Origin of the sequence: Mycobacterium sp. NPDC051804 (assembly GCF_044452905.1) — a bacterium.
GTDB lineage: Bacteria > Actinomycetota > Actinomycetes > Mycobacteriales > Mycobacteriaceae > Mycobacterium.
In genome coordinates, this window is record NZ_JBITCD010000004.1 from 335,497 (window position 1) to 355,847 (window position 20,351).

General features: G+C 64.8%; 23 protein-coding genes. 11 read left to right on the forward strand and 12 right to left on the reverse strand.

The window, feature by feature from the left end; genetic code table 11:
• Nucleotides 1-26: 26 nt before the first annotated feature.
• From rplK to ACIA48_RS17065, 3 genes are all read left to right on the forward strand, one after another.
• Entirely contained in the window at nt 27-455 is a 429-nt protein-coding gene (gene rplK, locus ACIA48_RS17055) for a 50S ribosomal protein L11 (protein ID WP_396733707.1), read from the forward strand.
• A gap of 64 nt (nt 456-519) precedes the next feature.
• The gene (gene rplA, locus ACIA48_RS17060) at nt 520-1,227 is read left to right on the forward strand and encodes a 50S ribosomal protein L1 (protein WP_396733710.1); all 708 of its coding nucleotides are present in this window, start codon (nt 520-522) and stop codon (nt 1,225-1,227) included.
• A 236-nt stretch (nt 1,228-1,463) separates the two neighbouring features.
• Complete coding sequence (locus ACIA48_RS17065; RefSeq protein WP_396733712.1) at nt 1,464-3,206, forward strand: PE-PPE domain-containing protein; 1,743 nt, start codon at nt 1,464-1,466, stop codon at nt 3,204-3,206.
• A 6-nt stretch (nt 3,207-3,212) separates the two neighbouring features.
• Here the strand turns inward: ACIA48_RS17065 and ACIA48_RS17070 are convergent, their stop codons facing one another.
• The 6 genes from ACIA48_RS17070 to ACIA48_RS17095 all read right to left on the reverse strand — a co-directional run bounded on the left by ACIA48_RS17070 (nt 3,213) and on the right by ACIA48_RS17095 (nt 9,538).
• Nucleotides 3,213-4,454, reverse strand: coding sequence for an RNA polymerase sigma factor (locus tag ACIA48_RS17070; RefSeq protein WP_396733715.1), 1,242 nt, complete (start codon nt 4,452-4,454; stop codon nt 3,213-3,215).
• Nucleotides 4,455-4,461: 7 nt separating this feature from the next.
• The gene (locus ACIA48_RS17075) at nt 4,462-5,163 is read right to left on the reverse strand and encodes a YciI family protein (RefSeq protein WP_396733717.1); all 702 of its coding nucleotides are present in this window, start codon (nt 5,161-5,163) and stop codon (nt 4,462-4,464) included.
• Between the two features lie 103 nt (nt 5,164-5,266).
• Nucleotides 5,267-6,166 carry a cyclopropane mycolic acid synthase family methyltransferase gene (locus ACIA48_RS17080; RefSeq protein WP_396733720.1) on the reverse strand — a complete coding sequence of 300 codons (900 nt, stop codon included), beginning with the start codon at nt 6,164-6,166 and terminating at the stop codon, nt 5,267-5,269.
• A gap of 86 nt (nt 6,167-6,252) precedes the next feature.
• The gene (locus ACIA48_RS17085; protein ID WP_396735041.1) at nt 6,253-7,134 is read right to left on the reverse strand and encodes a cyclopropane mycolic acid synthase family methyltransferase; all 882 of its coding nucleotides are present in this window, start codon (nt 7,132-7,134) and stop codon (nt 6,253-6,255) included.
• Nucleotides 7,135-7,292: 158 nt separating this feature from the next.
• On the reverse strand, nt 7,293-8,192 hold the full coding sequence (locus ACIA48_RS17090) for an alpha/beta fold hydrolase (RefSeq protein WP_396733723.1): 900 nt from the start codon (nt 8,190-8,192) through the stop codon (nt 7,293-7,295).
• Entirely contained in the window at nt 8,192-9,538 is a 1,347-nt protein-coding gene (locus ACIA48_RS17095; RefSeq protein WP_396733725.1) for an ABC1 kinase family protein, read from the reverse strand. Before ACIA48_RS17095 ends, ACIA48_RS17090 begins: the two co-directional genes overlap by 1 nt.
• A gap of 174 nt (nt 9,539-9,712) precedes the next feature.
• Between ACIA48_RS17095 and ACIA48_RS17100 the strand changes: the two genes are divergently transcribed.
• Complete coding sequence (locus tag ACIA48_RS17100; RefSeq protein ID WP_396733728.1) at nt 9,713-11,011, forward strand: MFS transporter; 1,299 nt, start codon at nt 9,713-9,715, stop codon at nt 11,009-11,011.
• Here ACIA48_RS17100 and ACIA48_RS17105 read toward each other — a convergent pair.
• A complete protein-coding gene (locus ACIA48_RS17105; RefSeq protein ID WP_396735044.1) occupies nt 11,004-11,993 on the reverse strand; it encodes an oxygenase MpaB family protein in 990 nt (329 codons plus the stop codon). The genes ACIA48_RS17100 and ACIA48_RS17105 overlap by 8 nt on opposite strands.
• A 96-nt stretch (nt 11,994-12,089) precedes the next feature.
• Here ACIA48_RS17105 and ACIA48_RS17110 point away from each other — a divergent pair, with 96 nt between their 5' ends.
• The 3 genes from ACIA48_RS17110 (at nt 12,090) to ACIA48_RS17120 (ending at nt 13,770) form a co-directional block, all read left to right on the forward strand.
• Nucleotides 12,090-12,686 carry a TetR/AcrR family transcriptional regulator gene (locus ACIA48_RS17110; RefSeq protein ID WP_396733731.1) on the forward strand — a complete coding sequence of 199 codons (597 nt, stop codon included), beginning with the start codon at nt 12,090-12,092 and terminating at the stop codon, nt 12,684-12,686.
• Between the two features lie 27 nt (nt 12,687-12,713).
• Nucleotides 12,714-13,133 (forward strand): DUF6319 family protein, encoded by a 420-nt coding sequence (locus ACIA48_RS17115; protein ID WP_396733734.1) that lies wholly within the window; start codon nt 12,714-12,716, stop codon nt 13,131-13,133.
• 340 nt (nt 13,134-13,473) lie between these two features.
• The gene (locus ACIA48_RS17120; protein ID WP_396733737.1) at nt 13,474-13,770 is read left to right on the forward strand and encodes a hypothetical protein; all 297 of its coding nucleotides are present in this window, start codon (nt 13,474-13,476) and stop codon (nt 13,768-13,770) included.
• Between the two features lie 33 nt (nt 13,771-13,803).
• On the opposite strand, the gene ACIA48_RS17125 is transcribed toward ACIA48_RS17120, so the two are convergent.
• The 3 genes from ACIA48_RS17125 to ACIA48_RS17135 are packed head-to-tail and all read right to left on the reverse strand — an operon-like array spanning nt 13,804 to nt 15,883.
• Nucleotides 13,804-14,736 (reverse strand): alpha/beta fold hydrolase, encoded by a 933-nt coding sequence (locus ACIA48_RS17125; protein WP_396733740.1) that lies wholly within the window; start codon nt 14,734-14,736, stop codon nt 13,804-13,806.
• Between the two features lie 2 nt (nt 14,737-14,738).
• Complete coding sequence (locus ACIA48_RS17130) at nt 14,739-15,344, reverse strand: DinB family protein (protein ID WP_396733743.1); 606 nt, start codon at nt 15,342-15,344, stop codon at nt 14,739-14,741.
• 2 nt (nt 15,345-15,346) lie between these two features.
• Complete coding sequence (locus tag ACIA48_RS17135) at nt 15,347-15,883, reverse strand: DinB family protein (RefSeq protein ID WP_396733746.1); 537 nt, start codon at nt 15,881-15,883, stop codon at nt 15,347-15,349.
• Between the two features lie 62 nt (nt 15,884-15,945).
• On the opposite strand from ACIA48_RS17135, the gene ACIA48_RS17140 reads away from it, so the two are divergent.
• From ACIA48_RS17140 to ACIA48_RS17150, 3 genes are read left to right on the forward strand one after another with little or no spacing between them, the layout of a single operon-like run.
• Complete coding sequence (locus ACIA48_RS17140; RefSeq protein WP_396733749.1) at nt 15,946-16,938, forward strand: helix-turn-helix transcriptional regulator; 993 nt, start codon at nt 15,946-15,948, stop codon at nt 16,936-16,938.
• Nucleotides 16,935-17,285 (forward strand): nuclear transport factor 2 family protein, encoded by a 351-nt coding sequence (locus tag ACIA48_RS17145; RefSeq protein WP_396733752.1) that lies wholly within the window; start codon nt 16,935-16,937, stop codon nt 17,283-17,285. Before ACIA48_RS17140 ends, ACIA48_RS17145 begins: the two co-directional genes overlap by 4 nt.
• 3 nt (nt 17,286-17,288) lie before the next feature.
• The gene (locus ACIA48_RS17150; RefSeq protein ID WP_396733755.1) at nt 17,289-18,128 is read left to right on the forward strand and encodes an oxidoreductase; all 840 of its coding nucleotides are present in this window, start codon (nt 17,289-17,291) and stop codon (nt 18,126-18,128) included.
• Here ACIA48_RS17150 and ACIA48_RS17155 read toward each other — a convergent pair.
• Nucleotides 18,125-18,937, reverse strand: coding sequence for a MerR family transcriptional regulator (locus ACIA48_RS17155; protein WP_396733758.1), 813 nt, complete (start codon nt 18,935-18,937; stop codon nt 18,125-18,127). The two genes, ACIA48_RS17150 and ACIA48_RS17155, sit on opposite strands and share 4 nt — an antisense overlap.
• Nucleotides 18,938-18,963: 26 nt before the next feature.
• On the reverse strand, nt 18,964-19,515 hold the full coding sequence (locus ACIA48_RS17160) for a hypothetical protein (RefSeq protein ID WP_396733762.1): 552 nt from the start codon (nt 19,513-19,515) through the stop codon (nt 18,964-18,966).
• Between the two features lie 45 nt (nt 19,516-19,560).
• Between ACIA48_RS17160 and ACIA48_RS17165 the strand changes: the two genes are divergently transcribed.
• Nucleotides 19,561-20,328 carry an endonuclease/exonuclease/phosphatase family protein gene (locus tag ACIA48_RS17165; protein WP_396733764.1) on the forward strand — a complete coding sequence of 256 codons (768 nt, stop codon included), beginning with the start codon at nt 19,561-19,563 and terminating at the stop codon, nt 20,326-20,328.
• Nucleotides 20,329-20,351 lie beyond the last annotated feature (23 nt).

Below are 20,351 nucleotides of genomic sequence, written 5' to 3' on the forward strand. Positions count from 1 at the left end.
CAAGAAAGAAAAGGAACCGAACACTCATGGCCCCGAAGAAGAAGGTCGTCGGGCTGATCAAGCTCCAGATCCAGGCCGGGCAGGCCAACCCCGCCCCGCCCGTGGGTCCGGCGCTGGGCCAGCACGGCGTCAACATCATGGAGTTCTGCAAGGCGTACAACGCTGCGACGGAAAGCCAGCGCGGCAACGTCATCCCCGTGGAGATCACCGTCTACGAGGACCGCAGCTTCACGTTCGCGCTGAAGACCCCGCCCGCCGCCAAGCTGCTGTTGAAGGCCGCAGGCGTGCAGAAGGGTTCCGGCACCCCGCACACCACCAAGGTCGCCAAGGTGACCTGGGATCAGGTGCGCGAGATCGCCGAGACCAAGAAGGAAGACCTGAACGCCAACGACATCGACGCGGCGTCCAAGATCATCGCCGGCACCGCCCGGTCGATGGGGATCACCGTCGAGTAGCCGGATCCCGTGGGAGGGCTGGCATCGGCCCGACTAACCACACCTCATCAATTAGGAGATACCAATGAGCAAGAACAGCAAGGCATATCGCGAAGCGGCCGAGAAGGTCGACAAGGACAACCTGTACTCCCCGCTGGAGGCTGTGCGCCTCGCCAAGGAGACGTCGTCCAAGAAGCAGGACGCGACCGTCGAGGTGGCGATCCGGCTGGGTGTCGACCCGCGTAAGGCCGACCAGATGGTGCGCGGCACCGTCAACCTGCCCAACGGCACCGGTAAGACGGCGCGCGTCGTGGTGTTCGCCGTGGGTGACAAGGCCGAGGCCGCCGCGGCCGCAGGTGCCGACGAGGTGGGCAGTGACGACCTGATCGAGAAGATCCAGGGCGGCTTCCTGGACTTCGACGCCGCTATCGCGACGCCCGATCAGATGGCCAAGGTCGGCAAGATCGCCCGCGTGCTGGGCCCGCGTGGCCTGATGCCGAACCCCAAGACCGGCACTGTGACTCCTGATGTGGCCAAGGCTGTGTCGGACATCAAGGGCGGCAAGATCAACTTCCGTGTCGACAAGCAGGCCAACCTGCACTTCGTGATCGGCAAGGCGTCCTTCGACGAGAAGAAGCTGGCCGAGAACTACGGCGCGGCGCTCGACGAGGTTCTGCGTGCCAAGCCGTCGTCGTCGAAGGGGCGCTACCTGAAGAAGGTTGTCGTCACGACGACGACCGGTCCCGGTATCCCCGTGGACCCGGCGGTCACGCGTAACTTCACCGAGGAGTAAAGCGTCAAGCGGAGCCCCTGAAAGCCAATGGCTTTCAGGGGCTTCAGCGTCTGGTGGGCGGGGAACGCCGGACGGCTTTCGACGCTCGCGAGAATGTTTGCCAGAAAATATTTGCGAAGTTCACGGTTTTGCGGTGTGCAGCCCCCTGACTATGTGATTGTTGACAGATGCGTAAGTCCACCAGGCTATTTCTTCTTTCTTTGCTGGGTCTGCTGAGCACAGCTGTGCTCACTGCCATGACGGCTCTGTTGGCGGCCGTCAGTCTGGCCGCTACGACGGCGCTGATCGTGCCGGGTACTGGAACGCCCAATGCGAACGACGTCGGTGATTACATGGAGAACTTCCGCGACTACTACATGCGGGACTCGTCGTGCACCGTGGCGAACAGCTGCGAACTCGAGGGTGTGAATTATTACGCGTCGTTCTGGCCGCTACCCCTGCCCGGCTGGTGCGACCCCGGTCGTTGCGAGAAGTTCGATGTATCTGTCGCCGATGGTGTCGACAATCTCGAAGAGGAGTTGCAGGCCCTCAAAGACGCCGGCTATACCGGCGACGTCGTGATCGCCGGCTACTCGCAGGGCGGCCGCGTCGCCAGCATCGCGAAGACGAAAATCGCCAGCGGTGAATGGGCCGACTTGATTAGCGAATTGGAGGACATCGAGTTCGTCTTCATCGGTAACCCGAATCGCCCCAACGGTGGCATCTTGTCGCGATTCGGCATCCTCGGCACCATTCCGATCATCGATGTCACGACCGGCCAGCCGACGCCGACGGATACCGGATTCAAAACCGAAGACTGGGCGATCCGGTGGGAGGGCATCGCTGACTTCCCCCAGTACCTGCTGAATCCGCTGGCGGTGGCCAACTCGCTTCTCGGCTTCTACTACGACCACGGCACCTACCTGGCGATCAACGAGGACAGCGATCCTGATGAAACACCCGCTGGATACTCCATCGCCGAGTGGAAAGAGCTCACCAAGAACCCTCATCTTTATCCCCGGAATGTCCAGATTCAGCACGTGCCAGGCAGCGACACCACCTACTACACCGTTACCCCCAAGGTGCTGCCGCTCGTCCGGCCGCTGCATTCAATCCCGTTCCTGGGCAAGCCGATCGCGGACCTTATCGAGCCCGCCCTACGCGTGATCATCGAAGAGACCGGCTACAACCGCAACATCCCGTTCGGTCAGGCCACCCCGATCGAGCTGTTCCCGCTGTTCGATCCGGTCACGCTCATCGTGAAGTTGATCCCGGCGATATTCCAGGGCATCAACAACTTCTTTGCGAACTTCGGATTGGCGACCGAAATCCCGCTTACCCCGCCGATACCGGTTCCCGTGGTATCAACGCTGGGCGACGAGGAGGGCGACGACCTCGAACAGTTCTCGATGCTCAGCGATTTCGACGACGCGTCCAAGTCGAGGCTTTCGCTGGTGCAAGACAACATCGAGCAGCAGCCCGATGGCGACGAGAAGAACGCGTTCCTGTCTCTCGACAACGGGCTGGATGGAGCAGGGCTCCAGCAGGACCCCGGGGGCAGCGTCGATGGGCTGGTCGACCCGATCCAGGGTGACCCGATCCAAGGCGACCCGATCCAGGGTGACCCGATCCAAGGTGACCCGATCGAGGGCGATCCGATCCAAGGTGACCCGAACCAGGGTGACCCGATCGAGGGCGATCCGATCCAAGGTGATCCGAACCAGGGTGACCCGATCGAGGGCGACCCGAACCAGGGTGACCCGAACCAGGGCACCCAGATCGGCACCAAGGATCCGGAAGAGAACAACGACGCGGGTGGGAACAGGGTCGACGCAAACGGTGGCGGCGTGTCGTTGAATTTCTCGCCGAACAAGCCCGGCGAGGGCGCGACTGTCGGCGGTGACACTGCCGGCCAGGTCGATCCCGACGAGGTCGAGGGTCCTGAGGAGGGTGCGGAAGGCGCAGAGAATGCGGCGGGCTCTGAGCCGGCTGCTGCCTAACGACAGCTAGGCGCCAGCTACATCCAACTGCCCGCCACATTCGCCGTAGCGCCTGCGCAGGAACTGCCGGGCCGGGTCCGAACCCGCTTGGTCCAACGCGTGCAGGTACCACCGCTGCGCCTCCACATGTCGACCCGCCCGACGCAACAAGTCGGCGCGAATCGATGCGACTGTGTTAGAGCGGGCCAGCCGCGGGTCGGCGGCGACGTCGTCCAGCGCTGCCATGCCCGCATCGAACCCTTCGAAAAATCCGACCGCAAGGGCGCGGTTTGCTCTCGCAACGGGGGAGTCGGTGATCGCGATCAGTCGGTCATAGGCGCGGCAAATCCCGTGCCAGTCCGTGTCCTCCCACCGCGGGGCCGTCGCGTGCAGCGCCGCGATCACCGCCTGTGGCAGGTACGGTCCCGTCGCTCCGGCCGCGTTGCGAAGACGATCGAGCCCCCGAGTGATGCGCACGCGGTCCCACCGGCTGCGGTCCTGCTCGTCGAGAGGTACGAGTGCGCCGGCGGCGTCGACGCGGGTCTGTCGCCGCGAATCGTGCAGAAGCAAGAGCGCGGCCAGCGCGTGGCCGTCGCGCTCGTCGGGCAACAACGAACACACCTCGCCGGCCAGGCGGATCGCCTCGTCACAGAGCTCGTCGCGGATGGCCGACGGTCCGGCCGTCGACCAGTATCCCTCGGTGAACACCGAATAGATGCAGGCGAACACGTGAGGTGTGCGCGCAGGCAGCAGATCGGGCGGCGGCACCCGCAGTGGGATGTTGGCATGCCGAACCTTGTTCTTGGCACGAGTGATTCGTTGACCGACCGCCGATTCTGACTGCAACAGCGCCCTGGCGATCTCGGGGACCGTGAGCCCGGAGATCAGCCGCAGCGTGAGCGCCAACTGCGACTGCGGGTCCAGCGCCGGATGCGCGCAAGTGAACATCATCCTCAGTTCGTCGTCGCGAATCTGATGCGGCACGCCCGGGCGGTCGGTGCGGGCGGATATGTCGTCGATCACCGCAGCGAGTTCCTTTCCGGGCCTGACGGATTCACGGCGCAGCCGATCCAGCGCACGGTTGCGCGCGACCGCGACAATCCATCCGCCGGCGTTATCGGGCATGCCGTCGCGGGGCCACGCCCGCAACGCCTCGGCGAACGCCTCCTGAACGGCGTCCTCGGCGACGGTGAGGTCACCTGACCAGCGCGCCAGTGCCGCGACAGCCGAACCCCATTCGCGTCGAAAGACGCCGTCCAGGTTGGTCATTCGGCTACTACAGGCCAGAGAGACCCATGAGTTGACGGAGCTCGATAGTCGTCGCCGGGATCATCGACGCGACCTTGATGGCCTCGTCCCGGTCGGTGACGTTGAGGATGTGGTAGCCGTTGGCTACCTCGGCGCCCTCGATGTAGGGGCCGTCGGTCAGCAACGTCTTGCCGTCACGCACGCGCACCGTCGTCGCCGTCGATGGCAGATGCAGCGGCGCACCGCCGTTGGCGCGATCTCCGACCGCCGCGGCGAACTTCCCGTGTTGTGCGGCGATGTCGTTCCATTCGGGGGTACCCGGCGCGAGAACGGAGTCAGCGGGCTCGAGCAGCAGCGCGATCCAGTTGTTGTCGAGTGGTTTGGTGGGCGGCATGTACTCCACCATCGGCCACACCTCGACGGCGCCGTTCTGGCACGCGGGAATGGCGGCTGCGATGGTCAACACCTCGTCGAGATTCTCAGCCTCGAAGACGTAATAGCCGCCGGCCACCTCGGCCGCCTCAGCGAACGGCCCGTCGGTGACGACGGGCGCGTCGGCCCCGCCGGTGATCCGGGCACCCGTGGCTGACGGGACGAGGGCGTCGCCGGCGCGGATCGCGGAGCCGAAGTTGGCGTGGAAATTCTCGTAGGCCGACATGATCTCGGCTTGGGTGGCGGCGTCGGGCTCATCGGTGGACTCGGGTCCCAGCAATAGGGCGAAGTAGTACATGGCGTCACCTTCCTGATGCGAGCAGAACCCTGTGTTCCACTCTCTACCAGGACGACGAACGATGCCGCCGGGATCCGACAACCCGCGGCGATGAACCGAAGAACTAGGCCGCTGCGGCGCCCGGCTTGAGGTAGGTCACCAGGCTGACGTCGATGGACTCGTCGATGAAGTAGTACTGCGCGCCCAGGAGATACCGCATGTAGCGGTGGTAGTTCTCCTCGTCGGTCGCGGCGATGGCCGCGTCCTTGTCGCGCTCCAGCCGGTCGGCCCAGATGCCAAGGGTCTTGATGTAGTGGTTGCGCAGCGACTTCGGCTCAGGCACCACGAAGCCGGCCTTCTCGCCGTGCTCGACCATCATCTGCGTGGTCGGCAGGCGGCCGCCGGGGAAGATCTCCGTGATGATGAACTTGATGAACCGGGCCAGCTCGAACGTGAGCTTCTTACCGCGCTCGGCCAGGTCGTAAGGGTGGTAGCCGACGCTGCTCTGGATGGTCATCCGGCCGTCGTCGGGAAGGATGTCGAAGCAGGTCTTGAAGAAGTCGTCATAGCGCTCGAAGCCGAAGTGCTCGAAGGCCTCGATCGAAACGATCCGGTCGACGGGGGAGTGGAACTGCTCCCACCCCTCCAGCCGCACATCGAACGTCCGCTCGCTGTTGAGATTGCCCAGCAGTTGGTCGCAGTAGGCCTTCTGGTTCTTCGACAGCGTCAGGCCGATGACGTTGACGTCGTACTTCTCCATCGCCCGCTGCAGGGTCAGGCCCCATCCGCAGCCGACCTCGAGCAGCGTCATACCGGGCTTGAGGTCCAGCGCGTCGAGGTGCTGATCCACATTGGCGATCTGGGCCTCGGACAGCGTCACGTGGGGGCTGGTGAAGAAGGCGCAGCTGTACTTGCGCGTCGGATCCTGGAAGACCCCGAAGAAGTCGTCGGACAGGTCGTAGTGGTGCTGGATGTCCTCGAAGTGAGGAGTCATATCCTTCGTGCCGGTGGAATTGTCAGACATGATTCGCTAGTTGGCCTTCCTGGTGACGTGTACGGATTCGCCACGTGGTCTGGTCGTACACCCTAGCGTTTGGCGCGGGTCTGCCCCTAATTCGACGCCTGTTTGGCGAGCGTGAATTGGTTGACGTCGATATAGCCCATCCGAAAGCCCCAGGCGCAGCCTGTTAGGTAGTGCATATAACGGTCGTAGACCTCTTCGGACTGCACGACAATCGCCTCGTCCCGGTGGGCCTCGAGCGCTGAAGACCAGGTGTCCAACGTGCGCGCATAGTGCAACTGCAGCGACTGGCGGCGCGTCAACGTGAAGCCGGCCGGGGTCGCGTGCTCGGAGACCTTCTCGATCGACGGCAGCCGCCCACCTGGGAAGATCTCGGTGAGGATGAACTTCACGAAGCGCGCCACCTCGAAGGTCAGCGGAATCTTACGGTCGGCCATCTGAGGCAGCGTCAACGCGGTGATGGTGTGCAGCAGCATGACACCGTCGTCGGGCAGCGCCTGGTAGGCCATCCTGAAGAAGTCGTCGTAGCGGTCGAAGCCGAAATGTTCGAACGCCCCGATGCTGACGATGCGGTCGACGGGCTCATCGAACTGTTCCCAGCCCCGCAGCATCACCCGCTTGTCGCGCGGGCTGTCCGACTTCGCGAAGATCCTTTCCACATGCGCCTTTTGGTTTTCGCTCAAGGTCAATCCGATGACGTTGACGTCATAACGCTCGATCGCGCGCATCATCGTCGAACCCCAGCCGCAGCCGACGTCGAGAAGCGTCATACCGGGCTGCAGGCCCAGCTTGCCCAGGGCCAGGTCGATTTTCGCGAGCTGCGCTTCTTCCAGCGTCATGTCGTCGCGCTCGAAATAGGCGCAGCTGTACGTCTGGCTGGGATCCAGCCACAGCCGAAAGAATTCATCTGACAGGTCGTAATGTGCCTGTACGTCGTCGAAATGTGGTTCTAACTTGCGGGCGACAGCCATCTTTTCCGGTGCCTTTCTGGGGCGAATCAGCAGCTCCGCCGTCATCTACGTTGACAGCTCGCAAAGCCCTGAAGCACTCGGCTTCGAATGTAGACCTGATTGCTCTCGTTGACTAATTACGAATTACGGATCACAGGCCTTGCGCAGGCGCAAAACACTTACGCCACCGAAAAATTCGTCTTCAGTTCACCGACGATGTCGTCCCACAGTTCGCGCGGCAACTCGTGTCCCATGCCGTCGAAGAGCACCAGGCGCGCGCCCTTGATCGCACGGGCAACAGCGCGTCCGCCGGACGGCCGCATCAGCTTGTCGGCCTTGCCGTGGATGACGACGGTCGGTGCGGTGATCTGACGGTCGTAGTGCAGCAGGCTGCCGCTGCCCATGATCGCGGCGAAGTGGCGGCCGATGCCCGCGGGGTAGTAGGCGCGGTCGTATCCCTCGATGGCCTCGGCCCGGACGCGGTCCGCGGGCGCGGGATAGCCGGGACTGCCGATGATCCCGCTGACCCTGATCGCGTTCTCGATGATCGCTTCGCGGGTCGCGCCCTTAGGCCGCTGCAGGATGGCCAGCAGTTGCTTCGGCCCGGGCGGCGGCAGCACTGGCTGGTTATTGCTCGAGAAGATCACGGCCAGCGTCTTGGTCCGCGTGCTGTGCCTGGCGGCGAAGACCTGCGCGATCATGCCGCCCATCGACGCGCCGACGATGTGCGCGGTGTCGATCTTCAGGTGGTCGAGCAGCGCGCCGGCATCATCGGCCACATCCTCGAGTGTGTACACCGCCGGGCTTTTGAGCCCGAGGAAGGAGCGCGCCATTCGTGGCAGCAGCGGCGCGCCGGAGTGCTGTCCCGTCACCTTCGAAGACAGGCCGACGTCCCGGTTGTCATAGCGGATGACGCGAAGGCCCTGGTTGACGAGCTTCTCGCAGAAGTCCTTGCGCCACAACAGCAATTGCGCACCGAGACCCATGATGAGCAGGACCGCGGGGTCGTTGGGGTCGCCCATGTCCTCGTAGTAGATGTCGAGCTCGCCAGACTTCGCGATGCCGGTGCGGGTCTGCACTACGCTTCGACTTCTTCGGTGTGCTCCCTGCTGACCTCGACCATGAAGTTCGCGAAGTAGCCCGTCAGCTGCGGGTCGGTCATCATCTGCCACTTCGGCGCGAGCAGCTTCATGTAGCGCTCCACATAAAGGAACTGCTTACCGATCAGCACGAGCTCGCGCGGCAGCTTGACGTCATACGCGTCGGCCAGCGTCGAAAGTTGTTTACCGATCTCGGCATAACTCATATCGCCCAGCGACGACATGGTCAGCGGCGTCGCGAACTTCTCCAGATCCTTGGCGGCCTGGGCCTCGGGCTTCATGGTGCCGACGGCGCCCATCAGTACAACGATCTTGCCCGCCGCGGCGTGGTCCTTCTTGACCAATAGCGCGTACACGAGCTCGCGCAGCAGCCAGCGGGTGCGGGGGTCGATGCGGCCCATGATGCCGAAATCGAGGAACACGATCTTGCCGTCAGGGTCGACGAACAGGTTGCCCGCGTGCAGGTCGCCGTGGAACAGGCCGTGCCGCAGCCCACCCTCGAAGACGCTGAACAGCAACGCTTTAACGAGTTCGGTGCCGTCGAACCCGGCCTTGCGGATCGCGGCGGCGTCGTCGATTCGAACACCGGCAACCCGCTCCATGGTGAGCACCCGCGCGCTTGTCAGATCCCAGTAGACCTGCGGCACACGGATGTTCTTGCCCAGCGGCGAGGCGTGCATGTGTGACACCCACGCGTCCATCGACTGCGCCTCGAGCCGGAAGTCCAGTTCCTCGGCGATGTTGTCCGCGAAGTCCGCGACGACGTCCTGCGCCGACAGCCGCTGGCCGAGCTTGGCGAACTCCACCAGGCGCGCACCACGTTTGAGGATCTGCAGGTCGGCCGCGACGCGGCGACGGATGCCGGGTCGCTGGATCTTGACGACGACCTCCTCGCCGCTGTGCAGGGTCGCGTAGTGCACCTGGGCGATTGACGCCGACGCGAACGGCTTCTCGTCGAACGTCGCGAACAGGTTGGCCGGATCGTCGCCGAGCTCCTCGCGGAACAGCTTGTGCACTTCGTCTTCATCGGCCGGCGGGACGGCGTCGAGCAGACTGCGGAACTCGCGGCTCAAATGCTCGCCGAACGCGCCCGGGCTCGACGCGATGATCTGACCGAACTTGACGTAGGTGGGTCCGAGGTCGGCGAACGCCTTCGGGATCTCTTTGATGATCTTCTGCTGCAACGAGCCCTTGCCCGTGAGCTTGCTGACGACTCGCGCGCCAGTGCGGGTGATCTGCCAGCCGGTCGCGCCAACGCGGGCTGCCTCAACCGGTAGCGGTACGCGGTCCAGTCTGGCCACCTCGCGGGATTTCGAGGTACTCATGACGACCAGTCTCTCAAAAACGGCGATGAGCCGCGAAAACGTGTGGACCGGGTCACATATGAGCACAATGCGCAAAACCAGCACATCACGTGTTAGACGACTAGTGCGCACAAGCGCGCCGCAGCGGTCTGCCGCCCGTAGCTTCGGACTCGAGGACGCGTCTGAGGAGCGAGAATGGCCACTTTGGCAACCGAGTCGGGCACATCGATCAAGCGGGTCGCACTCGCCAGCTATGTCGGGTCGGCGATCGAGTACTACGACTTCTACATCTACGGCACAGCCGCCGCCCTCGTGTTCCCCAAGGTGTTCTTTCCGCACCTCGGCACCACGATGGCAACCGTCGCCTCAATGGCCACTTTCGCCGCGGCGTTCCTCTCCCGTCCGATCGGCGCCGCGTTCTTCGGGCACTTCGGTGACCGGCTGGGTCGCAAGTCGACCCTGATCGCCACCCTGTTGATCATGGGACTGTCGACGGTGGCCGTCGGCCTGGTGCCGGGTGCCGCGACGATCGGCATGGCCGCACCGTTGATTCTGTTGACGCTGCGACTCGTGCAGGGGTTCGCGGTCGGCGGCGAGTGGGCAGGCGCGGCGCTGCTGTCCGCGGAGTACGCGCCGGCCGAGGAGCGCGGCCGTTACGGAATGTTCACCCAGATGGGTGTCGGCAGCGGGCTCGTGATGAGCAGCCTGATGTTCCTTCTGGTGAATCAGACGATCGGGGAGGCCAGTCGGGCCTTCCTCGAGTGGGGGTGGCGCATCCCGTTCTTGTTCAGCGCGGTGCTGATCGTCATCGCCATGTATGTGCGGCTGAATGTGGCCGAGACGCCGGTGTTCGCCGAACTTCGGAAGCGTGGCACCGACCGCGCTCCGTTGGCCGACTTGTTCGGCCATCAGCGTCGCGAGGTATTGCTCGCCGCCGGAGCCATGATCGGCTTCTTCGCGCTGGGTTTCATGGGCAACACGTTCATGATGAGTTACGCCCATACCCACATGGGCTTTTCGCCGTCGCTCGTCCTGATGGTCAGCCTGCTCGGCGGTGTGGTGGCGCTGGTATGCAACACGCTCAGCGCGGTGCTGTGCGACAGGTTCGGACGGCGTCGCGTCATCATGGCCGCGTTCGCTGTCGGAGTGCCCTGGTCGTTCGTCGTGCTCCCGCTACTGAACACCGGCAGCACGTTGTGGTTCGCCGTCGCGATCGCGGGCACCTTCGCTGTCGCCGGTTGCGCGTACGGGCCGATGGCGGCGTTCATTCCGGAGATCTTCGCGACGCGCTACCGCTATAGCGGTGCGGGGTTGTCGCTCAACCTCGCCGGGCTGGTCGGTGGCGCAGTGCCGACGATCGCGGCCGCGCCGTTGTTGGCGAGCTACGGCGTGGCATCGGTCGGTGTGATGCTGGCGGCGGTCGTGGCGGTGAGCCTGGTATGCACGGCGCTGCTACCCGAGACGAAAGGTGTTGCGCTGCAGCGTCTCAACTGAAGCTGAGCTCCACCTCTTTGCGGGACAGGACCGGGTCGTCGCCGAGCGTGTATTCCGGCAGCGTGTGCTTCACCGTCGTACCGGACTTGACCCTGGCCTGGGCTTGCCGGAACTCCGGTGCCGGACCCGCCGCGACGTGCAGGCCGTTGATGATGCTCCACACCGCGGCGCGTCTGGCTGTGCGCTCAATGATGTTGGGGTCGCGATGCTGGATCAATTCCTTGGCCCACTTCGGCATCGTGTCACGGATGGCCCAGTCGATGGCGTTGTGCGGCATCGGGAGGTTTGGCCCGGTCGACATCGCCATGCCGTGGGTGACGGCGAGCCGGGGGAGGTACGACTTGAGGCAGTCCAGGGTTTCGGCCTTGGTGGTCGGGAGGTCGGTGCCGCCAAGAGCATGCCCGACGCGCACGAATTCGCCGTAGTAATCGTCGATCTTCTTCCCGCGCAGCGGGTTCGGATGATACAGCTCATGCGCGGTGGCGAGGCCCCAGACGACTGTCGCGTAGTTCCAACGCAGCCACTCCGGATCGTCGGCGTCGTAGGTGGCCCCGTCGGGACGAGTGCCTTTGATGGTGTGGTGCATCGAGCGCACCGACTTGGCGAGTCGCTCCGCGGTCTCGCTCGAGCCGTACGCCGTCCCGATGAAGAACGCCACGGAATGGCCGAGTCGCACGGAGGCGCCCTTGGGGTCGATTTCGGGGACGGCCGTTCCGTCCTTGTCGCGTTTGACAAGTCGCGAATGGTGCATGCCCATCCAGTAGATCGATGGGTCGAGGCGCTCGAGGTACGCGGCGCACTGCAGGCCGAAGATCAGCGCGTGCATATGTGAGTGCACATGCCAGACGGCGCTGCCGGGTCCGAACCAGCCGGGATCGGCGACGGGTGCGGCGAACTCCATGCCCCGGAAGAAATGCTTGCGCACACCCTCGTCGAAGCGCTGGTTCACGAACTGCCCGACCATCTGGTGCGGCAGATACACGGCGGCTCCCCTCTGAGTTCTGGTCACGGCTGTAGCCAGAATACTATTTGGACACGGATGTGACCAGAGTTGGCGCGTGCGGCCTACTCTGTGTTGATGTCCAGTCCGACCCGATGGGCCGGCGTGCCGCTGACCGACCGTCGCGCCGAACGCCGCGCGCAGCTGATCGAGGCTGCGTTCCGCCTGTTCGGTGACGGTGGCGAGGCCGCTGTCGCCGTGCGGTCGGTGTGTCGCGAATGTGGGCTGAACACGCGCTACTTCTACGAAAGTTTCGCGGACACCGACGATCTGCTCGGCGCGGTCTACGACCAAGTCAGCGCCCAGCTCGGGGCGGAGGTGGAGGCGGCGATCAACGCGTCGGGCGATTCACTTCGGGAGCGGACGCAGGCCGGGATCGCCGCAGTGCTCGGGTTCAGTTCCGCCGACCCGCGCCGCGGCCGGATTCTGTTCACCGACGCGCGCGCCAATCCGGTGCTCGCGGCGCGCCGGACGGCCACCCAGGATCTGCTTCGCGAGGGAGTGTTGACCGAGGGCTGGCGGCTGAATCCCGGCTCGGATCCTGTTGCGGCGCAAGTAGGTGCGGCGTTGTACACGGGCGCGATGGCGGAGTTGGCCCAGCAGTGGCTGGCCGGCAACCTCGGCGACGATCTCGATGCGGTGGTCGAGTACGCGGTGCAGACGGTGCTGCGCTGACTATCGAACGTATGTTCTAATGAGGGTATGTCCCTAGATACTCTGGCACCCGGAGCGCAGTCCACCTATTTCGACACGCCAGATCCGGTGGTTCCACCCGTCGCAGAAGAGCCCGTCGCGGAAGAGCAGGTCGAGGAGAAGCCCAAGAAGGCTCCGGCCAGGAAGGGGGCGGCCAAGAAGCCCAAGACGCTCGAGCTGACGCTGACGGTCACCGGTACCGCCGACGGCGAGTGGAAGGCCGAACTGAAGCAGGGCAGCACGTACCGGGCGCGGAATCTCGCGGTGGCGGCCGCTGCGGTCTCTCGCGCTGCGAAGGAACTGCACGAAGATCTGTCAGTCCCGATCGACGAGTTGATCGAGGAGGCGCGTACCCAGCAGGCCGCCAAGGTGGCGGCCCTCGAAGCTGAACTCGAGGCCGCTCGCGCGGCTCTCGCCGAACTGGAGTGAGCCGTGTGACGATCGCGATGCGGTCGTCGTAGCAACGCATTTCGGACGGTCCCGCGCTAGGCGCGGGGCCGTCCGACGCGTCTGGCCGAGCACAAGCAATTTCGGGACCTCCTCCGGGGTATACGTGCCTGGTGCCAAGCTCTGAGCGACAATGTCGCTGAAGTTGGTCATCGCGGTAGTAGTTGAGCGACAAAGTCGCTGTGAGGTTGGCACGCAGATCTATTGGTCCGTGGAGCAGAAGCAGGGAGACGCTGCCCCCATTGCGATATCCATCCACAGACGCCTTGGACACCCAGCGCAAGCCGCCACAGATGTCTGAATCGAATGCCACCGTCGCGTCATGGACGCGCAGAACTCGCGACAACGAAAAGTACTGCAGGGCATCGAACTCCGCTACATGCTCACGGTGAACCTGGACATTCACGGTTCGGCGTCGATCTTCGAGCTGATCGAGCAGCTTGATTACCAGGGCTTTGCGATCCCCGGACGGGCATCGAAAGCAGTGTCCGATGCGTTGCGCTGGGAAATCCGCCGCGGCCGGGTCCGTCGGCTCCGACGTGGCGTCTACGGGCCCGGGCAGATGCCACGCTCCACCCAGCATCACATCCACCAACGGGCTACCCGCACTCCGCGATGAAGCCGATCAAGGCACGCGTCGCTACAGTGACGCCTACTGGGATGGCTTGGATGCTGAGCCTTGAGACTCGGCCTCGAAGTTCTCCGTCAGCGCTTCGACGACGGGACGCCAAACCGGTTGGGGCAGATCGTGTCCCATCCCGTCGACAACGACATAGCGGGCGCCGTCGATGATGCGCGCCAGGTTGCGCCCGTTGCGTGGCCGAACCATCGGATCTTCCGAGCCATGAATGACGACCGTCGGCGCCACGATGCTGCGCGTGTACCGAATCAGGCTCCCGGTACCCAGGATCGCGTCGAACTGGCGCAACATGCCCTGTGGGTAGTCGCTGCGCGCACGCAGATCCTCGACCCGCCGGCGCAATTGGTCAACTGGCGGAAGGAAATTAGGCCCGTTGATGATCGAGATGTTGCGCACCTCCGACGCCAACCTGTCCTCCCATGGCGCGTCCTTACCCGGTCCGCCGAGCGCCAGCCTGATCACCCGCCACCGCGGCAGAGCCGAAAACGCCTTGCCCGAACTCGACATGACGATGCCCAGCGAGCGGACCCGGTCGGCGTGATTACCCGCGAGCACCTGGGCGATCATCCCGCCCATCGACGCCCCGACCACATGCGCGCGGTCGATCTGCAGAAAATCCAGCAGCGCGGCGGCATCGTCGGCCATATCGACCAGCGTGTACGGGACCGGGCTCGTCCGCCCGACCGCGTACCGTGCCACCCGCCGGTACACCGAGCCCTCCGCGCGGTGACCGGCCATCTTCGTCGACAGTCCGATGTCGCGATGGTCGTACCGAATCACCCGATACCCGCGCTCGACCAGCTGCTCGCAGAAGCCGTCCGGCCACATCGGCAGCTGCGCGCCCACGCCCATGATCAGCAGGACGGGCGGCGCTGCAGGGTCACCGAGATCCTCGTAATAGAGCTCGACTTCCCCGCAGACCGCCGTCCCGCTGCGCGTTTGCATACCTAACTGTTTACCGGCTCCTTGCCCCATGGCGTCAGCCACGGTGTCGGCTCCCAGTCCTCAAGCCCTGCCAGCAGCTCGTAAAGGGTTGCCCCGTCGATGCTTTCGCGGATGATGTCGGCCTGACCGGCGTGCCGGGCCAGCTCCTCGATCATGTGAAACAGGACCCATCGCACCGACCACGCCGGGACATCCTTGGGAAACCACGGCACATGCTGGGGAATCGGGACTGCTGCGCCGAGGTCGACAGTCTCGACGAGCCGGATCGTCTCCGCGTTCTGCTCGTCGAACTTGGCGAGCAGCCCTGCCAGTGTCTCGTCCTCGCGCATGATGAACTCGTCTTGATAATCGGCCTGCTGATCTTCCATCGGCCGCTTGTCACTCTCGGTCATCTCCGGCGCAGCGGCGACCCGTTCCATCCAGCCGCGCTGGACGCCGGTCACGTGTTTGATCAGCGCGCCGATCGACAGCGCACTCACCGACGGCGTGGACCGTGCCTGCTCGTCAGTCAAGCCGAACGCCACCGCGTGAAACGCGTAGTGCTGTGCGGCGATGTACTCGCGCAGTCCTGCGCGCTCGTCGGCGATCGGTGGGGGCATCGCGGCCATGCTCAATTTCCCTTCGTGGTGGTGTGGACGTAAAGATCTCGTATACAAGCAATTTCGGCGCCGTGATGGATGACCTCGCGGTTGATGTGCAGAATAAGCGTGGCCATCGGATAGTCGCCATACGGCCCCTCGGCCGGCCCGCACGGCCGCCACAAATCATCTTCGGACAGCGCGCGCACGCCGTCGCTCCAGGTTTGGTACTGCTCGTCGAGCTGACGCAGTGCCGTGGCGGCGTCCGTCGCGTACGACCAGGTCTCGTAACTCGCGTCGGGCGCACCGAAGTGACTGTGGTTGCGCATCGCGAAGACGCCGATGATCACATGCGCCAGCCGCCACGCGATCGTTGTGAACGGCGCCGGCTCGGGCGGGGGATAGACGAAGTCCACGCCGCCGTCGCGGTGAACCGTCCAGCAGTCCGGCACGGGCTGCCAGAAGTACTCGTCGTCGGTCAGGCCCTCCAGCCGCGGCCGCAACGCCTGCGTCCATTGGAAGTCGAGCTGGAAGGCCAACTCCGTGGTCAGGCTCGTCGTCATGTTCATAGGATTACCCTGAAACACATATAGGACAGTTTCAGTCCTATAACCACAGCAGAGTCGAAAACATGGCGGAAACGACCAGCAGGGTGCTGCAGCTTCTCGGGCTGCTGCAGTCGCGGCGGGTGTGGACCGGCGAGGAGCTTGCAGACCGCCTCGGTGTGACGACCCGAAGCGTCCGCCGAGACGTCGACCGGCTGCGTGACCTGGGCTATCCCGTGCACGCCAGTAAGGGTCACGGCGGTGGCTATCAGCTGGGCGCGGGGGCCGCCTTGCCGCCGCTGCTGCTCGATCCCGACGAAGCCGTCGCGATGGCCGTATGCTTGCGGCTCGCGGCGGGCGGCACCGTCGCCGGCGTCGGCGAGTCCGCGCTGAGGGCGCTGAGCAAGCTCGATCAGGTGATGCCGGCGCGGCTGCGATCCCAGGTGGCAGCGGTGCACGACGCCACCGTCACGCTCACTTCGCCATCGTCCGACGACGCCGTCGAACCCGACGTCCTGATGACGCTGGCGCGCGCGTGCCGCGACCGCGAGCACGTGAACTGCGGCTACGTCGACATCCGCGGCAAAGCCACCCAGCGACGACTCGAGCCATATCAATTGGTGACAACCGGCAGGCGCTGGTACCTGCTCGCCTATGACCGCGACAAGCAGGACTGGCGCAGCCTTCGGCTGGACCGGATGGCCGATGTCCGTGCGCTCGGCAGCACATTCGTCGCCCGCGACGCACCGGACGCGGCGAAATATGTCCAACGGTCGATCAGCAGCTCGCCGTACCGCTATGTGGCGCGGGTCCGCTTCAACGCACCAGAAGAAGCCCTGGCGCAACACTTTTCACCGGCATCTGTGACCATCGAAGCCGACGGTCCGAACGCCTGCATCGTCACCACCGGCGCCGACGACCCGGAACGGATGATCTTCTACTTCGCCACCGTCGGCCACGACTTCGAGGTCCTCGAACCACCCGAGGTGGTCCGCGCGGTCGATGCCGTCGCGCAACGGCTCCGCCGCGCCGCCGGGCTTGACTCTCTCCCTGCGGGAGACCCCACCGTGGGGGCATGACAACAAACAAGCAAGCGTGGGATGAACTACCCCCGACCATCACGACCTACCTGGCAGCGCACGAGGCGAAGAACGCGACCACGGCGATCACGTCGTTCACTGCTGACGCGGTCGTGACCGACGAGGGCAACACCTACCGCGGCCGCGACGAGATCGGAGATTGGTTGCGTAATGCGGCGTCAGAGTTCACCTTCACCACCGAGTTCGTCAGCGCCACAACGTCGGAGGCGGGGCACGTCGATGTCCTGCAACATCTGGAAGGCGACTTTCCTGGCGGGGTTGCCGACTTGCACTTCCGCTTCATCATGAACGGTGCTTTGGTCAGCCGACTGGTGATCGAGCCCTGAGCCATGGCGAAAACATGGTTCATCACCGGTGGCACACCCGGCGGATTCGGCATGGCCTTCGCCGAAGCGGCCCTCGAGATCGGCGACAATGTCGTGCTGACGGCACGCCGACCTGATGAATTGCGTTCGTGGACCGAGAAGCACGGCGAACGCGTATTCGTCGTACCCCTCGATGTCACCGACTCCGGGCAGGTGCAGGAGGCAACACGCGCGGCAGAGCAGCATTTCGGCGCTATCGATGTGCTCGTCAACAACGCAGGCCGTGGCTGGTACGGGTCAATCGAGGGCATGGACGAGGCCGATGTGCGGGCGATGTTCGACTTGAACTTCTTCGGCATGCTCTCGGTCATCCGGGCGGTTCTGCCGGGTATGCGCGACCGCGGCAGCGGGTGGGTCGTCAACATCTCGTCGGTGGCGGGTCTGCTGGGTGCGAGCGGGTTCGGCTACTACAGTGCCAGCAAGTTTGCCGTCGAAGCCGTCACCGAAGTACTCCGGGAAGAAGTTGCGCCGCAGGGCATCCGCGTGATGGCCGTCGAACCGGGAGCATTTCGCACGCGGGCCTACGCCGGCTTCGCCGACGAACCAATCACCGAGACCATCCGTGCGTACCGACCCATGCTGGAGCAGGTGCGCCAAGGGTTCATCGAGCAGAACGGTGTGCAGCCCGGCGACCCGGCGCGTGGCGCACGCGCGGTGATTGCGGCGATGGCTCAGGAGCAGCCGCCGCGGCGGCTGGTTCTCGGCAGCGACGCATTCGACGATGTGATGGCCTCCCTCGAGGGGGCCTTGGCCGATATCCGAGCGAGCGAACCACTCTCGCGCGGTGCTGATTTCCCCCGCTAGGACCGTGCGAGACGGAACACCGGCCAGCCGATCTCGGTACGCCAGGTCGCCGGGTCAGAGGTGTCGCGCGGTCCCACCGTGTATGTCTCCTGAATGGGGCCGTCCACAGCCAGCGCGTGACTGACCACCCACGCGCCGAGTCGACCGTAGGTGACATCGATATCGTCGTGCGGGCCCGGATGGACCGTGACAGCGAGCTCGGCCGCTGCCAACTCGACAACCTCGATCCGGCCGGAGGCGCGGGGCGCCCGAACGGGTCGGTACACGGCCATCGCGCCGGCGCCGTCGGTGAACAACTCATTGGCGTAGTGCCCGCCGGGCGGACCCGTCCGCTCCGCCGGCGGAAACGCCGTGTCCAACTCGGCCATCGCGGAGTCGTACCAATCGAGTGAATCAGTAAGCTGCACAACAACTTTGATAGCCACCACTGTGCGAGCGGGCATCGATCTCAACTCGATGCCGAACTCGTCGGGATCGGGACGCAGCAGCCGCCGCAGCGACACCACGGCCGCCTGGGTGCGGTCCAGCTCGGCCTCGAGGCGGCGCAGGTGCCCCGCGATCACCTCGGCGCGCTGCTGCGGATCACCTGCGGCGAGGATGGACTCGACCTCGGCCAGCGGCACGTCGAGCTGCCGCAACTGATAGATGACCTGAGCAGTCGGGATCTGCTCGGCCGTGTAGTACCGATAACCGGTGGACGGATCGACCGTGTCCGGCTCCAGGAGTCCGCCCGCATGGTAGCGCCGCAATGTGCGCACACTCAGCCGCGACAATGTGGCGAACTCCCCGATGGTCAGGCCAGAGCGCATGGAAGTGAACTTAGCCTCGACCTCCGTCAGTCACTGAGCCTGAGGCGGTCGGCAAGGAACAGGAATGCCGTCGCGAAATCGTTGTCCTTCGTCGCAGTCCGCAGATGGTCCCAGTCGACCTGCTCGCGGACCGCGCGTACGCCGGGTATCAACGCCGCGAAATCGCAGTTGTGCTCGTTGAGAGCGTTGAGCTTCTCGGTCAACACGTACGTCGGCGCGAGCACCCGCATTCTGATCGCGAGCACGTCGAACTCCTCCGCGACCTCGATCGCCTCGGCCTCGACCGGCACCCCGTTGAGGCGGTGCAGCACGTCGATCACGAAATCGTTGCCGACGCACGCCTTGAACAGCCAGTCCTCGGGCGTTCGCTCGATGTTGAATCCGGCCGCCCGCAGTGTGGCGGCCGCCTGTTCCGTGTCGGCCTCTGCGACCACGAAGTCCACGTCGTGCACGGGTTCGGGCGCCCCGAACACCCACAACGCGTAGCTGCCGGCCAGCGCGAAATCCGGACCCTGCGCGCGCAAGGCAGACGCAGCACGTTTGAGTGCGTCGCGGAGATGGTCGTTTCGTGCGGGCACGGGTCTCCTGATCGGCTGACGGCTATTACGGGTATGTGAGTACCCATGCGGATGGCCACCTTCAACATCCTGCACGGACGCAGCGTCCACGACGGGCTCGTGCACCGCGACAGGCTTGTCGACGCGATCCGGCAACTCGATCCCGACATCCTCGCGCTCCAGGAAGTGGACCTCGACCAACCCCGCTCCGGGAGGTCCGATCTGACCGCCGTCGCCGCGGCCGCGATGGAGGCGAACAGTCATCGATTCGTCGCCGCCATCGCGGGCACGCCCGGCGCGACGTGGATGGCCGCGACGGGCCGCGAACAGCCGGGCACCGCCGCCTACGGCATCGCGTTGCTGTCGCGCTATCCCGCCGATGCCTGGCAGGTGGTGCGGCTGCCCCGGATCCCGATGAAGTTTCCGATGTACCTGCGCGCTCCGAATCGCGTGCAGGTCGTCAACGAGGAACCGCGGGCGGCCGTGCTGGCGCAGTTGGACACCCCCGTCGGCCCGCTGACCGTCGCCAACACCCACCTGTCGTTCGTGCCTGGCTGGAACCGACGGCAGCTTCGGCTGCTCATGCGCGACCTCCATGGCTTCCCCGGCCCGCACGTCCTGATGGGCGATCTGAACATGACGCCGGTCAAAGCCGGCCGGTTGAGTGGCCTGCGCGCGCTTGGCGAGGCGGCGACGTTCCCGGCCGACGCACCAGAAACGCAACTCGACCACATCTTGACCGATGACGATGGACTGCGCGTGGACAGCTGCGCCGCGCCCCGGCTGTCGATCTCGGATCACCGAGCGCTGGTCGTTGACATTTCGCGGTCCTAACGCCGACTCGACTGCGTAGGGTT